Source organism: Bordetella tumbae (assembly GCF_054780995.1).
The window spans coordinates 255,698-268,540 of sequence record NZ_BAAGVG010000015.1 but is presented as its reverse complement, the minus strand read 5'-3'; the positions used below and the strand labels follow the sequence as shown (position 1 = coordinate 268,540).

The window sequence follows — 12,843 nt, the reverse complement described above, 5'->3', positions numbered from 1 at the left end:
CGCAGGTGAACCGTGCTCAGTCTTCGGACGGAAGCACGATGACGGTTGCGCAGCGCTGCGAATCGGTGACGATGCGAATGGCGAGCCCCGGATGGATCACGTAGTGCGATTCCAGCGACGCGCCCGATTGAAGCGCGCTGCTGTTCGTCTGCCATTGCTGGATGTTGACGTCGCCCCAGTCGCCACGGGTGTGGCGCCTGAAGTACGGGATCGGGTCCAGGCGACCCGCGCGGACCAGGCGGTCTACACCTCTGCTGAAGATGAGCGCCCCGATGGGGAACGCCAGCCGCTGGCAGTAGGTTTCGATGCGATGCGATGCCATGGGCTCCTCCTTGATGAGTCATTGAGCCACGACACCCCTGCCGGAGTGAAGTGGCTCCGTCAGGTGGATGAGGATGACGATGTGGGGCCTCAGATCAGGTCCCGCTCTTCGGGAAGCTGGACCACCGTGGTCTGGTGGTCCTCGCTGGTCTTGACGATCAGCGCCAGGTCCGGCGTGATCCTGAACTGCGAGATCATTAGGTTGTCCTGTTGGATCGCCACGTCGTTGGCTTGGCGTGTGGCCTCATCGATCTCGCCCCAGTCCCCGCGCACATGGCGCTGGACATAGGCCAAGGGGTCGATCAGGCCTCGCCGGGCCAGCCAATGCACCTTCTCGCTCAACTTCAACGTACTCGGTGCGAACAACGGTTGCTTGTGCGGCGCAGGCCGCTTGAACGGATTGGGGATCATGGTGTTTCTCCTTCGAGTTGGTACAGCAGGACGGCAGCGCGTCCGGTGGATCAGCGAATGGTCAACACCTCGCCCCGTGTCGCGGAGCCAGGTGTCATGTCCCACGCGCGGATGACGGGAACGAACTTGTCGGTGAGGATGCGGGTCTCGGCGATGGAGCCGTCTTCGCGTTCGGTGAACTCCCGCTGGAGCGTCTTGTCCTTGTGGGTGTCACCTTTGACGACGAGCACGCGCCCGGTCTTGGAGCGCACAACCCCCGAGATCGCACCCGCGGCCAGAGCCAGGGCGAGATGCCAGCGGGACAAGGCCCGCGCCGGTGGACGCAGCGATTGCTGCGCAGCCCCCAGGTGCGTGTCCTGCGATGGCCACAAGCCTTGCAGCCTGCCAACCTCATCGGCGAACTGCTCGGGCTCCATCGTCACGCGGAAGAAATGCTCTGGCTCGGCCGGGCTGGCGGGGACGATGTACGGCAGGAACGGCCACTCGCTCGGCAGTTCCTCGGCTTCGACTTCGCCTTGCCCTACCTGCAACAGCAGATTGCGCACGGCCTTGACGCCATCGGGCACCTGCTCGCGCTGGCGCACCCGGCGTCCGAAGATCACCACCTGCTTGAACTGCGTCTCCACCGCTCGGTAGATGCGCAGGTCCGTGTAGTGGCGCGTCAGCCAGCCGACCAACTCCGCGTCGAGCACGTAGCCGGGGACGATGAAAACCAGCACGCCGCCGTATTGCAGCAGCGAGAGCGTGCGCTGGTAGAACAGCTTTTCAAGGCGGGCACGGCCCTGGCCCTGATAGCCGATGTTGCCGTTGACGTCCTTGGACAGGTCCCCATACGGCGGGTTGAGCCAGAGCAGCCCGAAGGACTGCTTGGAGACCATCGTGTCCATCAGGTCCGCGTGCAGGCAGTGATCGACCAGGCCGCGGGCATGGCGCGCCCGCTCCGCGTCGAACTCGACGGCGAACGCCTTTGCCTGCTCGCGCCCGAGGGCATGGGCGGCTTCGGCGATCGCCACGCCTTCGCCGGCGCAGGGATCGAGGATGCACATCGGCCCGTCGCTGGGCATCAGTGCGTTGAGCGCTCTTTCGAGCGTGGGTTCGTCGGTCGGGAAATATCCGTTCTTGACGAAATTGCGGGCGAGCCGCGGGAACATGAGGGCCATGGAAGTCTCCTGGTTGGCGGGGATGAAACACGGAAGTACGCCAAGGCGTGCCTCCGAGGGTGGGTCAAGCCGCTACCGCTTCCGGCGTCCAAATCTTGGCCGGATACGGATAGGCGGTGAGCGCGTCGCTGCGGATCAGGGAGCCGAGCGCCAGGGTCAGCGCCGGCACGTCGATGGCGAGCCGATGGCCTTCCAGCGGCCCGAGGGCGAACGGAAGGCGGGCCAGCATCTCGCGGGTTTGCAGCAGTTCCAGCACGGTCTCGCGCCAGTGATCGAGCAGCGGCAACGGGCAGGTGTCCCGCACCAGCATCCACAGGCGGTCAAGCCTGTGGGCGCTGTCGCGTGGCAGCAGTGCCAATGCGCTGGCGTTGGCCTTGTCGGGCTTGACGCAGCGCCGGTCGAACAGCCACACGTTGGACAGCGAGCCGAACAGCGTCCGCCGGTACGCGCGCGTGATGCGCTTTTCCAGGCGATCGACGTTGCCGATGAATACCGGGACGCTGCCGCCCTGGTCGGTGATGACGTGGAACTGGTCCAGTCCCTGCTCGTCGCGCCCGAGGGTCAGGCGAGCGAGGAACTGCTGGACGGCGGTGTCCCGCGCCCAGATGGACAGGAAGATCAGGTTGCCCTGGTCATCGCCGACGCAGGCGTCGGCCATCACGTCCGGGCATTCGTCGATGCGGTACAGCGTGGAAGAAGTGTTTGCGGGCATGGTGGTGTCCTCGGATGAACGGGAACAGCACCGCCCGCTGGGGCAAGTACTGCCCCAGGGGGTGGAAGAAAACCGCTCAGTCCGGCTCGAACTGCCGGGTGTGCGGGTTGAAGTGAAGCGGCTCGTCCGCCGAAGTGATCGGCGTGAAGCCTTCCAGGTAGATGTTGTTGAGGTACTGGTCGCGGTAGGTCAGTGCCTGCCGTGCCTGGTCCTCGGTGAGGCCGTTGTCGATGAAGTACGCCAGCATTTCCTCGTCGGAGGACACTTCGTCGTTGGACAAACTCCCTTCAACGAGTGCCAGCAACGAGGGCGGAAGCGTTGCCAGGATCGGGTCCATGTCGGTTCCTCCTGGCTCAGGCCATCGACGCCGCGGCGGATGCCGCGGATGCCGTGGGTGTGCGCCGCCGGGCGTGGTAGGCGCGAACGCCTGCACGCCAGTCGGCGGACTGCTCCGGTGCGAGGTCCAGATAGGACAGCGGGCACGTGTAGTAGTACGGGTGCATGGACTCGTCCAAGGACTTGTAGCCCCACTGGCCGCCGCTTCGTTCAAGCAGATCGCAGCGGATGTAGCGCAGGGACTGGCCCGGTGCGAGATCACGATGCACGCCTTCGACCTTGGCGGTCACTTCGGCGACGGACCACAGCACGTTGCCGCGCAGGGTGTGAGCGATGACCTTGACGCTGGCGCGCTCGGTCTCTTGCGGTGCGATCAGTTCCGCGATCAGTTCGGACCGCGATTGGTTTGAGAAATACCAGCCCATGAGAGGCCTCCTCGAAAAGTTGAGCTGAAGGCCTCCCCGTGGGGAAGAACCCCCAGCGGGTGATGGAATGCCGCATCTGCGGCGAAGGAACCTATGCGTCGCCCTCAATCCCAGTCGTCATCGTCTCGATCACAACCGGCCGGGCAGTAGCCGAACTCGATCCCGTGCGAGCAATAGCCATGCTCCGCATTCCAGTCCTGGGTTTCCTGCCGTTCGGCAGGTGTTGCGTAGTCCCATTCCTGGGCCGCGATTTCGAGAGCCTGAGCACGTTGCTCATCCGGCAAACGATTGGCCTGTGCGTCGATCGCCGAACTGAAGAGCGTCACGTAGTGGTCGTAGGACAAGCCGCAACCGCGCTGGGCGTGTGCGGCGGCCGCTTTGCAAAGGTCCCGCCACGCGGGTTCATCCAGCGTTGAACGCGGGGTATCGCAAGCGATGGTGGACATGATGGAGACCTCCAGAAAATGGCCAGGGCCTCCCCCGCATGGGAAAGGAACCCCGGCGGGTGGATGAAGAACACCGCGCATGCGGCGTCTGCGATCACGCAGGTTTTGGTTCGGCCTGGCGGCTCCACTCCTGCGTCTTGAAGTCCAGCGCGTAGCCCAGCTCGCCCAGGCGGGCGATCTGCGCGCGCAGGGTGCGGCGGTCGATGGTCGAATCCAGTTTCACGGACTCGCCCAGCGGCCACAGCAGGCCGAAGAGCGCGGCGTCACCGTCTTCGGTGCTGCCGGGGGCAGCGGCCGTAGCAGGCGGTGGCGCATCCACGCCGAAGGGCGTGGTATCGACCAGCGGGTCCGCGGACGCCTGCACGGGTGCGGGCTTGGCGGGCCTGGACGCTTTGGTGGGCTTGGCCGGCGTTGCCGCAGGCTGCGCCCCTTGCTCTTCATCGAGCGGATCGACGTCCTGGGTGGCGAAGCTGCGGGCTTCGTCGCGGCTGAGTTTGTCGATGCCGTTGAGCGTCATGCCGTCGAGGCTGGCACGGATCTCGAACCGCATGCCGCCGCCGACCGGATAGGACTTCGGGAAGATGTACCTGATGATGAATTCCCCGTCGTACTTGCCTTCGGGGTACTGCTCCAGCTCCGGGTCTTTGACCTCGAAAGTACCGAGGTGCGTCGCGAGGCGGCCAACCGTGAACGGGCCGTTCTTGCCGCGGATGGTACGCAGCGTGAGCTGGCCGGGGACGACGATGGGCGCAACAGATTTCTCGGAAGCCGATGGGGTTGCCATGATGGTTCTCCTGATGATGAATGACGGGCCGCCGACGGCACCCGGTGGATGAGAGGAAATGGCCTCGCCCGAGGTGGGCGAGGTCCGCGTGGCATCACGCCTTGAGCTGGCGCATGCCTTCGGCCAGCAGCCACAACGCCCGGTTCAGGCGCAGGTTCTGGTCGATGCCTTGCACCGGACGGGTGCGCTGATTGCGGCCGTTGGCCGTGCGTCCGTTCAGGCCCCCTTTGACTAGGTTCTCCTGGACGCGGTTGAAGACGGCCCACAGGTCGTTCTTGCGGTCGTCCCATCGCCGAGGGGCCAGCAGTTGGCTCTCGGTGACAGGCGTGGACTTGGCCGGATCGTCGTACTTGAGTGCGAGCGCAGAGTTCGCAAAGACCTCCGCTTCGCCCTCATCGAGGGTGATGGTGCGCATCGCATCGCGCGCGTTCTGCACGCGCTCGAAACCTTCGAGGACTCCGTAGGCACCTTCGATCACCTGGCTGGCCACGTCGCCCTTGTGGGGAACGCGGATGTCTGCGGTGGTGTCACCGCAAACCAGGCCGTTGTGGCAGACGAACCGGAACATGCCGGCGAGCATCTGATAGCTGCTCGTGCCGTCATGGCTGTTGAGCAGGATGATCTCGTTCGCCTCGTCGCCGTTGATCTGGCTTGCATGGCGAAGTCGGATGAGGTGCTTCGTGTACTCGCGCCGGTCTTCGTTGCGCACGCGCGTCTGACACACCATGAAGGGCTCGAAGCCCTCCTGGCGCAGCTTGGTCAGCACGGTCGAGGTCGGTATGTAGGCATACCGATCGGACCGGCTCCCATGTGGAGCGTCGGCGAAGATCGACGGAACGACGGCACGAATGCGGTCGTCCGAGAGTGGGCGATCAGAGCGCAGGATCGGGGATTGCGGAGCAAAGCGGGATACCAGAGACATGGCTGATCTCCTTTGAGAAATTCGACAACCGCGTGGCCGTGAGACCACGCGGAACTCGGGGGATGAAATGCGCAAGCACGCGTCCTGGGGACGCGGCGTACGTGGGGAGGAAAAGCGACAAGGCCCCGTGAGAGGCCGTGCCGGATCAGAACGAAGCAGCCAATGCCGGCTCCTGCTCCTGGACTTGCGCCTCGGGCTCGCGCTCGGCGGGCTCGGTGGCCGTGTCGATGGCATCGTCGGCTTCGGACGCGGATGCGTCTTCGGCCGGCGGCGCCTCGGCTTGCGCCTGGCTCGTCGGATAGACCTGGGTGCCGTCGATCTTGATGAGACCGATGTGGACCAGCGTCGATTCCAGGCTGGCGGCCGGTTCCCCGGCGTGCTCACCCTTGGTGCGGATGTACGGATCGATCTTCATGTCGTTCAGACGGAAGGCGATCAGCACCTTGCGGTCACCCTCGACGGCCTGAACGCACCGGCGAACCAGGTGCTCGGCTTCCGGGGTGGCGACGATGGTGTCGAAGTACCGATACTCCGGTTCATCGACAGGCCCGGCCAGTGCCGCGACGGTGCAAGAGAGGAACGAGTCGCCAGCTTTTGGGGTGACGTCCTTCACACGATTGAGATAGCCGATGCCGCGGGTGATCAACTCGTGCTGCTCGATCGAAGCCAGTTCGGCCCGGTCGATCAGTTCGGCCTTGAGCAGTCGCGCCTTGAGGGACGCGGCGGCCTGACCCTTCTGCTCACCCTTGTCGCGGATGTACACATCGCCCCACAGGTCACCGAGGCGAAAGCGCACCAGCGGGCGCTGCTTGGGATCGTCAACGCCGATGTAGCGCTGAACGAGCTTCTTGGCCTCGGCACCCGAGACCTTGACGTCGAAGTAGCGGTAGCTGGGGTCCCGGGCGGGGCCGACCAGCGCGGCGATGGTGCATGCCAGGAAAGGCTGCGCACGGCGGCCGCCCCGGACGGGCACTTCACGGACACGCTGGATGTAGCCGATGCCCGAGGTGTGGAGGTCGAAATACGATTTCTCGTTGGACGTGGTGTTCATGGTGAATCTCCATTGGGATGAAGCGGAGACACACCGGCCCACGCATGCGGGGAAGGTGCGTGACCCCGCGGTGGGTTGATAAGGCGAAAGCATCCGCCACCAGAGGCTGGTGGCCGCTCGCGGAAGGATGCGGTGCGAGCTGGCTCGGTCACGCAGTGGGAACTGCGCCGCAACCTCGAAGACCGATGGTTGCCTGGCATGTCGCTGACGACGTCAGCAGGCATGGGGCCAGCATGGCGGGGCCTCGCGCGCGCGGCAGCAATCAATCGGCACCCGGGCGCTTCCCTTTGTCCGCGCCACCCGGCGCCTGTCACAGGCACTTGGCGCCGCGCAGGTGCTCGGGGGTATCGGCGCGCGGACGGCCGGGACGGCTCCAGGCGCCGCCACCGCGCGCGCCGATCAGCCGCCAGCCGGCGGCGCGCAGGCTGGCGCCACCTTCGTCGGGCATGGTGTAGGTGAGCAGGCGTATGTAGCCCAGCGCCCTTGCCGCCTGCCAGGCCGCGCCGTAGAGCTTGCTGCAGGCGCTGGGTGTGCCGTCGGTGCACAGCCGCGTGACTTCCAGCGTCCAGGTGCCGCGCGACCGGGCGGCCGACAATGGCCACGCCGTGGATCAGGTCGCTGTCGCTCAGCGTGACGGCCAGGGCGAACTTCGCGCCCTGGACCGGGCGGTGGTGGCGATGGTGCGACAGAACGAATGCATTGGCCGTGCGCAGCGACACCGGTAGGAGGTGCAGCCTCGGCGAGGTCGATGGCGTGTTCATGCGGTTGTCTCCGGTGGCATGCCGGCGTTGTGGCCGGCGGGGCGTGCCTCGGCGGCTGGAGACAAACGCGCACGCGCGGCGATGGCGGCGGTGCGAACAAAAGAAGGCCCCCGATGCGGGGGCTGCGAGGCGGTTGCCGCGTCAGGCGGGAGGCACCACTGCTAAGGACAGGTGCGTGGCGGTGGCGGAAAGCACGAGATCGTCCGCCGAGTGCTGGAGGCGCGTGAACAGGCCGTCCTTCGGGTCGAAATACTCCGCGAAGTCATCGCCGCCCAGCTCGCGGCCGGCGAGGTGCCACCAGTCATCGAACGGGTCGGTGTCCGGGTTGCATCCGACGGCGTAGGCGAGCAGTGCCTGGCGCCCATCCGGGCGACGCTCCCCACGCTCGGCGAGGAAGTACACGCCCTGATCCTTGACCAGGACAATGCGGCACTGATTGGGGACGTCTCAGAAAACGGAAAAAATCGTACGCTAAGCCGGTTGCAGCGGTCGTAGCGGCCTGAACTTGCCCGCGCCGATCTTGGCGCTGCTGCGCCAGAGGTAATCGCCGGTCAGGTTGATGTGCTCCCAGCCCAGCGGCGACAGGTACTGCAACAGGGCGTCATCGACAGTCTGGCCGTGACCGCGTAAGGCGTTTGAGGCCCGTTCCAGATAGACCGTGTTCCACAACACTATGGCCGCCGTCACCAGGTTGAGGCCGCTGGCCCGGTAGCGCTGCTGCTCGAAACTGCGGTCGCGGATTTCGCCCAGCCGGTTGAAGAACACGGCGCGGGCTAGCGCGTTGCGGGCTTCGCCCTTGTTCAGTCCGGCATGCACGCGGCGGCGCAGCTCGACGCTTTGCAGCCAGTCCAGGATGAACAGCGTTCGCTCGATGCGGCCCAGCTCGCGCAGCGCCACGGCCAGGCCGTTCTGGCGCGGGTAGCTGCCGAGTTTCCTGAGCATCAGCGAGGCCGTCACCGTGCCCTGCTTGATCGAGGTGGCCAGCCGCACCTTGGCGTTGATCGCCTTGCCGGACGCCTGGAACTGCTGCTGATGCTTGTGCTTGGCAGCGTTGAACAGCTTGCCCAGGATGCGGTCGTGCAGGTCGATGATTTCGTCGGTGACGGTGGCCATGCCCTCGATGGCGAGCGCACCAGGGTCGCGTAGCGGCGCTGTGCCTCGAACTTGGCCAGATCGGCGGGCGTCATCTGGCCGCCTTCGCGGGCGATCTTGAGCAGGCGGTTCTGGTGCACCGACCGCTCGATGCCGGAAGGCAGGTCGAGCGCCTGCCAGGCTTTGAGGCGCTCGATGTGTTCGAGTATGTGGCGCGAGTTCGGCTTGACGGGCGACTGGCGCAGCCAGGCCAGCCAGGTCGTCTTGCCGTTGTCGTGGCGCTTGAGCAGATCGTCGAGGCGGTGCCGGTGGGTGGCCGACAGGGGATCGGACAAGGCCGCGTAGATGCGGCGGTTGGCGCGGCTGTAGGCGTTCATCGAACACCTCCCTTTTCCTCATCCGGCGCAACAGGACAGTTGCTTCACGTCCTTGTTGAAGGTCTGCGCCGCGAGCTTCAGTCCCTCGACCATGGTCAGGTAGGGGAACAACTGGTCGGCCAGCTCCTGCACGGTCATCCGGTGGCGGATCGCCAGCGCGGCCGTCTGGATCAGTTCGCCCGCTTCCGGCGCGACCGCCTGTACGCCGATCAGCCGCCCTGAGCCAGCTTCCGCCACCAGCTTGATGAAGCCGCGCGTGTCGAAGTTGGCGAGCGCCCTCGGCACGTTGTCGAGCGTCAGCAGCCGGCTGTCGGTCTCGATGCCGTCGTGGTGCGCTTCCGCCTCGCTGTAGCCCACGGTCGCCACCTGCGGATCGGTGAACACCACCGCCGGCATCGCCGTCAGGTCCAGCGCCGCGTCGCCGCCGGTCATGTTGATCGCGGCGCGCGTGCCGGCCGCCGCCGCCACATAGACGAACTGCGGCTGGTCGGTGCAGTCGCCGGCAGCAAAGATGTGCGGTGCGCTCGTGCGCATGGCGCGGTCGATGACGATGGCTCCCTGCGCATTGACTTCGACGCCTGCCGCTTCAAGGTTCAGGCTGCGCGTGTTCGGCGCGCGACCGGTGGCGACCAGCAGCTTGTCGGCGCGCACTTCCCCCTGCCCGGTGGTGAGCACGAATTCCCCGCCCGCATAGGCAACGTGGCTCGCCTGGGTGTGGTCCAGCACCTCGATGCCCTCGGCGCGGAAGGCGTCTGTTACGGCTTCCCCGATGGCCGGGTCTTCTCGGAAGAACAGCGTGCTGCGCGCCAGGATCGTGACCTGGCTGCCCAGCCGGGCGAAGGCTTGCGCCAACTCGACCGCCACCACGGAGGAACCAATCACGGCCAGCCGCTCGGGGAGCGAGCTGCTTTCCAGCGCCTCGGTGGAGGTCCAGTGGGGTGTGTCCGCAAGGCCCGGGATTGGCGGAAGCGCCGGGCTCGCGCCGGTGGCAATCAGGCAGCGGTCGAAGTTCACCTCGTGCGTGCCGCCGTCAGCGGTCGCCACGGTCAGCGTGCGCGTGTCCCTGAACCGGGCCTCGCCGCGCAGCACGGTGATGGCCGGAGTGCTTGCCAGGATGCCTTCGTACTTGGCATGGCGCAGCTCCTCGACGCGGCCTTGTTGCTGGGCCAGCAGCCGCTCGCGCAGTACAGCGGGCGCTGCGGCCGGCAGGCCAGCATCGAACGGGCTTTCGCGGCGCAGGTGGACGATGTGCGCGGCGCGGATCATGATCTTGGACGGCACGCAGCCGACATTGACGCAGGTGCCGCCGATGGTGCCGCGCTCGATCAGCGTGACGCGGGCGCCTTGCTCCACGGCCTTCAAGGCAGCCGCCATCGCCGCGCCGCCGCTGCCTATCACAGCCACGTGCAGCGCTTGTTCACCGCCAACATGCTTCGTTTCGCCACCGAGCCAGCCCAGCGCCTTGTCTAGCAGGCCGGCAGGCTTGTTCGGCGTGTCGGTAAGCCGTGCGCGATAGCCGAGCGTGGCCACTGCGGCAACCAGCGGGGCCACGCTCACGCCTGCATCCGCCTCGATTTCGGCCTGCCGCTGCGGATAGGACACCGAGGCCGCGCGCACGCCGGGCACGTTCGTCAAAGCCTGCTGGACGTGCTCGGCGCACGACGTGCAGGTCATGCCTTCGATGTGGAGGGTGATCGCCTCGGCCATGATTACGCCCTCACTGCTTGACGCTGGACGGGTAACCCGCGTTTGCGGTGGCCTTGGTCAAGGCGTCGGCATTGGTCTTGGCCTCGTCGAAGGTGACGACGGCCTCCCGCTTCTCGAAGCTGACTTCGGCCTTCTCGACGCCGGCGACCTTGGACAGAGCCGTCTTGACCGTGATCGGGCACGCGGCGCAGGTCATGCCGGGCACCGACAGGGTGACGGTCTTGGTGGCAGCCCAGGCGGGCGCGCTTAGAGCGGCGGCCAGGGCGATGAGGGTGGTGAGGGTGGTGAGTTTCTTCATGGTGATCTCCTTTCAGTAGAACAGCGGCAGGACGTAGGGAAACGCGAGGGCAACCAGAACCAGGGCGGCCACGATCCAGAAGATCACCTTGTAGGCAGTCCGCACTTGGGGCACGGCGCAAACGTCGCCGGGCTTGCAGGCATGGGCTGGTCGGAAGATGCTGCGCCAGGCGAAGAACAGCGCGATGAGCGCTGCGCCGATGAAGATCGGCCGATACGGCTCCAGCACGGTCAGGTTGCCGATCCACGCGCCAGAGAAGCCGAGCGCGACCAGGACAAGGGGGCCGAGGCAGCAGGCCGAGGCGAGGACGGCCGCGACGCCGCCGGTCGCCAGTGCGCCGCAGCCGTTCTTGGGTTCCGACATAAGGTTCTCCTTCCGGGACTTCGCTTGATGCTGTAACGTTACTTCCGTAGTCAACTACGGAGTCAAGCGCCATGGAGAACGCTCAAGAGAATCTGACCATCGGGGCCTTCGCCAAGGCAGCCCGGGTCAACGTGGAGACGATCCGCTTCTATCAGCTCAAGGGCTTGCTACCCCAGCCGGAGCGGCCCTACGGTCGCATCCGCCGCTACGGGCAGGCGGACGTGGCGCGGGTGAAGTTCGTGAAGTCAGCCCAGCGCCTGGGATTCAGCCTGGATGAAGTCGGCCAGCTCCTGAAACTGGAGGACGGCACCCATTGCAGCGAGGCGGCCGAACTGGCTGCTCACCGGCTGGCCGATGTGCGCGCACGCATGGCGGACCTCACGCGGATGGAAGAGGCCCTGTCGACGCTAGTGAGAGAGTGCAACGCGCACCATGGCAATGTTTCCTGCCCGTTGATCGCAGCTTTGCATTGCTGCTAAAGGGCCCACTTCGGCTCTTAGCGTACGATTTTTTTCCGTTTTCTGAGACGACCCCTGATTGGCGATGGCTTCGGTCAGCACGGGGCGCAGGTCAGCGCCTTTGAATCGCAGTGACATGGATGAAATCTCCTGTGTGGAAGAATGAGAAAGGCCTCCATCCGATGGGATGAAGGGCCTGTAGTGCACGCGGCCGGAACGGCTGGAACGCCGTGGCGGATGCCTCGGGTCAGCCGCAGGACCGCCCGGTTTCGCTGCGGGGCGTCATGCCGGGACGGCCTGGCGCTTGCGGGCCGCTTTCGCGTCGAGGATGCTCACGTCGATCTGGCGCCAGCGCCCGTCGTCGATGAGCCTCTCCAGCACTTCGCCGAGCATGTCGAAATACACCTCGTCGTGCCGATCGACCAGTTCGACCGATTCACCGTTCTGACGGTGCAGTTCCACCACGTAGGTGTCTCCGCCGCGGTCGTAGAGGATCGTCACCCGGCCCTCGAACTTCGCGGTCGAGACCGTGAAGCTGATCGCCGGCGGGGTCTCGATGATCTTGGAGGGCGTGGGATCGACCCAGGTGAAGTCGCGGGCACCGGCATCCACCAGCATGTGGGTGATGCGCCGGAAGCGATCGGGGGCCGGCATCTCCTCCAACTGCTCGATGAGCTGGCCCAACTCCATGCACTGCGGCGTGGGAATGGGCAGCTTGGCCGGCGCCGAGCCGAGGATGTGCCTCGTGATGGTGTACGGCGTGCCGTCCGAAGTCTCCTCGGTGATGACCTCCGGCGTGTCCGCGCGCAGTCCGTCGAAGCGACGACGGGCATAGGGTTGGACATGCACCTTGGCGCCTTCGGCAGGAACCGTGGTCACCAGGCTGGGATCGAGCACCGCGAACTCGGAAGGCTTGAGCTTGACGACGATGGCATCGTCGGTCGCGGCGACCACCTTGCCGTCGAAGGGTTGGGGGTCGATGGCGAAGCCCAGCGTTGAGGACAGCGGCTGATCATCGAACACGCGGTACTTGAACGACCGCACGTTGCGGGGCACATGGCCTGCGACCAGCGAAGGCATCATGGATTTGATGAGGGAACGATCCATGGGGAAACTCCTTGAGGAAAAACAAGGGATTCCCCGCCCGCAAGGGAGAGGTCCCTTGTGGGTGGCGTGGATGGACGCGGTAGGTCCGTAGGAAGAAACGACCAGCACGGTT

General features: G+C 65.8%; 16 protein-coding genes and 3 pseudogenes. 1 reads left to right on the top strand and 18 read right to left on the bottom strand.

Features of this window, described 5'->3' with window-relative positions:
- Positions 1 to 16: 16 nt before the first annotated feature.
- The 17 genes and pseudogenes from ACYVI2_RS13590 to merT form a co-directional block, all read right to left on the bottom strand.
- On the bottom strand, positions 17 to 322 hold the full coding sequence (locus tag ACYVI2_RS13590; protein ID WP_003116817.1) for a hypothetical protein: 306 nt from the start codon (positions 320 to 322) through the stop codon (positions 17 to 19).
- An 89-nt stretch (positions 323 to 411) separates the two neighbouring features.
- A complete protein-coding gene (locus tag ACYVI2_RS13585; protein WP_003116818.1) occupies positions 412 to 732 on the bottom strand; it encodes a hypothetical protein in 321 nt (106 codons plus the stop codon).
- A 50-nt stretch (positions 733 to 782) separates the two neighbouring features.
- Entirely contained in the window at positions 783 to 1,916 is a 1,134-nt protein-coding gene (locus tag ACYVI2_RS13580; protein WP_223224654.1) for a DUF6094 domain-containing protein, read from the bottom strand.
- Positions 1,917 to 1,956: 40 nt separating this feature from the next.
- On the bottom strand, positions 1,957 to 2,604 hold the full coding sequence (locus tag ACYVI2_RS13575) for a hypothetical protein (protein ID WP_003116820.1): 648 nt from the start codon (positions 2,602 to 2,604) through the stop codon (positions 1,957 to 1,959).
- Positions 2,605 to 2,680: 76 nt separating this feature from the next.
- Positions 2,681 to 2,941: a hypothetical protein gene (locus tag ACYVI2_RS13570; RefSeq protein WP_003090124.1), complete on the bottom strand. Its 261-nt coding sequence runs from the start codon at positions 2,939 to 2,941 to the stop codon at positions 2,681 to 2,683.
- Between the two features lie 16 nt (positions 2,942 to 2,957).
- A complete protein-coding gene (locus ACYVI2_RS13565) occupies positions 2,958 to 3,365 on the bottom strand; it encodes a hypothetical protein (protein ID WP_003116821.1) in 408 nt (135 codons plus the stop codon).
- Positions 3,366 to 3,469: 104 nt separating this feature from the next.
- Complete coding sequence (locus tag ACYVI2_RS13560) at positions 3,470 to 3,811, bottom strand: hypothetical protein (RefSeq protein ID WP_003116822.1); 342 nt, start codon at positions 3,809 to 3,811, stop codon at positions 3,470 to 3,472.
- 94 nt (positions 3,812 to 3,905) lie between these two features.
- Positions 3,906 to 4,595 carry a DUF3275 family protein gene (locus ACYVI2_RS13555; RefSeq protein ID WP_003116823.1) on the bottom strand — a complete coding sequence of 230 codons (690 nt, stop codon included), beginning with the start codon at positions 4,593 to 4,595 and terminating at the stop codon, positions 3,906 to 3,908.
- A 94-nt stretch (positions 4,596 to 4,689) separates the two neighbouring features.
- Positions 4,690 to 5,517, bottom strand: coding sequence for a DUF932 domain-containing protein (locus ACYVI2_RS13550; protein WP_013391792.1), 828 nt, complete (start codon positions 5,515 to 5,517; stop codon positions 4,690 to 4,692).
- Positions 5,518 to 5,662: 145 nt separating this feature from the next.
- A complete protein-coding gene (locus ACYVI2_RS13545; RefSeq protein ID WP_003116825.1) occupies positions 5,663 to 6,568 on the bottom strand; it encodes a DUF3577 domain-containing protein in 906 nt (301 codons plus the stop codon).
- Positions 6,569 to 6,878: 310 nt separating this feature from the next.
- Positions 6,879 to 7,329: pseudogene (locus tag ACYVI2_RS13540) on the bottom strand (XF1762 family protein).
- 141 nt (positions 7,330 to 7,470) lie between these two features.
- A pseudogene (locus ACYVI2_RS13535) lies at positions 7,471 to 7,767 on the bottom strand (DUF3085 domain-containing protein); the annotation flags it as partial.
- A gap of 33 nt (positions 7,768 to 7,800) precedes the next feature.
- Positions 7,801 to 8,319: pseudogene (locus ACYVI2_RS13530) on the bottom strand (Tn3 family transposase); the annotation flags it as partial.
- Positions 8,283 to 8,798 carry a Tn3 family transposase gene (locus ACYVI2_RS13525; RefSeq protein ID WP_003098931.1) on the bottom strand — a complete coding sequence of 172 codons (516 nt, stop codon included), beginning with the start codon at positions 8,796 to 8,798 and terminating at the stop codon, positions 8,283 to 8,285. The gene ACYVI2_RS13525 and the pseudogene ACYVI2_RS13530, both read right to left, overlap by 37 nt.
- A gap of 18 nt (positions 8,799 to 8,816) precedes the next feature.
- Positions 8,817 to 10,505 carry a mercury(II) reductase gene (gene merA, locus ACYVI2_RS13520; RefSeq protein ID WP_003098932.1) on the bottom strand — a complete coding sequence of 563 codons (1,689 nt, stop codon included), beginning with the start codon at positions 10,503 to 10,505 and terminating at the stop codon, positions 8,817 to 8,819.
- Positions 10,506 to 10,515: 10 nt separating this feature from the next.
- Positions 10,516 to 10,803, bottom strand: coding sequence for a mercury resistance system periplasmic binding protein MerP (gene merP / locus ACYVI2_RS13515; RefSeq protein WP_003116826.1), 288 nt, complete (start codon positions 10,801 to 10,803; stop codon positions 10,516 to 10,518).
- 12 nt (positions 10,804 to 10,815) lie between these two features.
- The gene (merT, locus tag ACYVI2_RS13510) at positions 10,816 to 11,166 is read right to left on the bottom strand and encodes a mercuric ion transporter MerT (RefSeq protein ID WP_003116827.1); all 351 of its coding nucleotides are present in this window, start codon (positions 11,164 to 11,166) and stop codon (positions 10,816 to 10,818) included.
- Positions 11,167 to 11,237: 71 nt separating this feature from the next.
- Here merT and merR point away from each other — a divergent pair, with 71 nt between their 5' ends.
- Entirely contained in the window at positions 11,238 to 11,645 is a 408-nt protein-coding gene (gene merR, locus ACYVI2_RS13505; protein WP_003098939.1) for an Hg(II)-responsive transcriptional regulator, read from the top strand.
- A 261-nt stretch (positions 11,646 to 11,906) separates the two neighbouring features.
- Here merR and ACYVI2_RS13500 read toward each other — a convergent pair whose 3' ends face one another.
- Positions 11,907 to 12,731, bottom strand: a complete 825-nt coding sequence (locus tag ACYVI2_RS13500) for a hypothetical protein (RefSeq protein WP_003098941.1) — start codon at positions 12,729 to 12,731, stop codon at positions 11,907 to 11,909.
- Between the last annotated feature and the right edge of the window lie 112 nt (positions 12,732 to 12,843).

Excerpts from the sequence above, each read along its gene's own strand:
- ACYVI2_RS13590 (WP_003116817.1), bottom strand. The coding sequence starts at position 322 with ATGGCATCGCATCGCATCGAAACCTACTGCCAGCGGCTGGCGTTCCCC.
- ACYVI2_RS13585 (WP_003116818.1), bottom strand. The coding sequence starts at position 732 with ATGATCCCCAATCCGTTCAAGCGGCCTGCGCCGCACAAGCAACCGTTG.
- ACYVI2_RS13575 (WP_003116820.1), bottom strand. The coding sequence starts at position 2,604 with ATGCCCGCAAACACTTCTTCCACGCTGTACCGCATCGACGAATGCCCG.
- ACYVI2_RS13570 (WP_003090124.1), bottom strand. The coding sequence starts at position 2,941 with ATGGACCCGATCCTGGCAACGCTTCCGCCCTCGTTGCTGGCACTCGTT.
- ACYVI2_RS13565 (WP_003116821.1), bottom strand. The coding sequence starts at position 3,365 with ATGGGCTGGTATTTCTCAAACCAATCGCGGTCCGAACTGATCGCGGAA.
- ACYVI2_RS13560 (WP_003116822.1), bottom strand. The coding sequence starts at position 3,811 with ATGTCCACCATCGCTTGCGATACCCCGCGTTCAACGCTGGATGAACCC.
- ACYVI2_RS13555 (WP_003116823.1), bottom strand. The coding sequence starts at position 4,595 with ATGGCAACCCCATCGGCTTCCGAGAAATCTGTTGCGCCCATCGTCGTC.
- ACYVI2_RS13550 (WP_013391792.1), bottom strand. The coding sequence starts at position 5,517 with ATGTCTCTGGTATCCCGCTTTGCTCCGCAATCCCCGATCCTGCGCTCT.
- ACYVI2_RS13545 (WP_003116825.1), bottom strand. The coding sequence starts at position 6,568 with ATGAACACCACGTCCAACGAGAAATCGTATTTCGACCTCCACACCTCG.
- ACYVI2_RS13525 (WP_003098931.1), bottom strand. The coding sequence starts at position 8,798 with ATGAACGCCTACAGCCGCGCCAACCGCCGCATCTACGCGGCCTTGTCC.
- merA (WP_003098932.1), bottom strand. The coding sequence starts at position 10,505 with ATGGCCGAGGCGATCACCCTCCACATCGAAGGCATGACCTGCACGTCG.
- merP (WP_003116826.1), bottom strand. The coding sequence starts at position 10,803 with ATGAAGAAACTCACCACCCTCACCACCCTCATCGCCCTGGCCGCCGCT.
- merT (WP_003116827.1), bottom strand. The coding sequence starts at position 11,166 with ATGTCGGAACCCAAGAACGGCTGCGGCGCACTGGCGACCGGCGGCGTC.
- merR (WP_003098939.1), top strand. The coding sequence starts at position 11,238 with ATGGAGAACGCTCAAGAGAATCTGACCATCGGGGCCTTCGCCAAGGCA.
- ACYVI2_RS13500 (WP_003098941.1), bottom strand. The coding sequence starts at position 12,731 with ATGGATCGTTCCCTCATCAAATCCATGATGCCTTCGCTGGTCGCAGGC.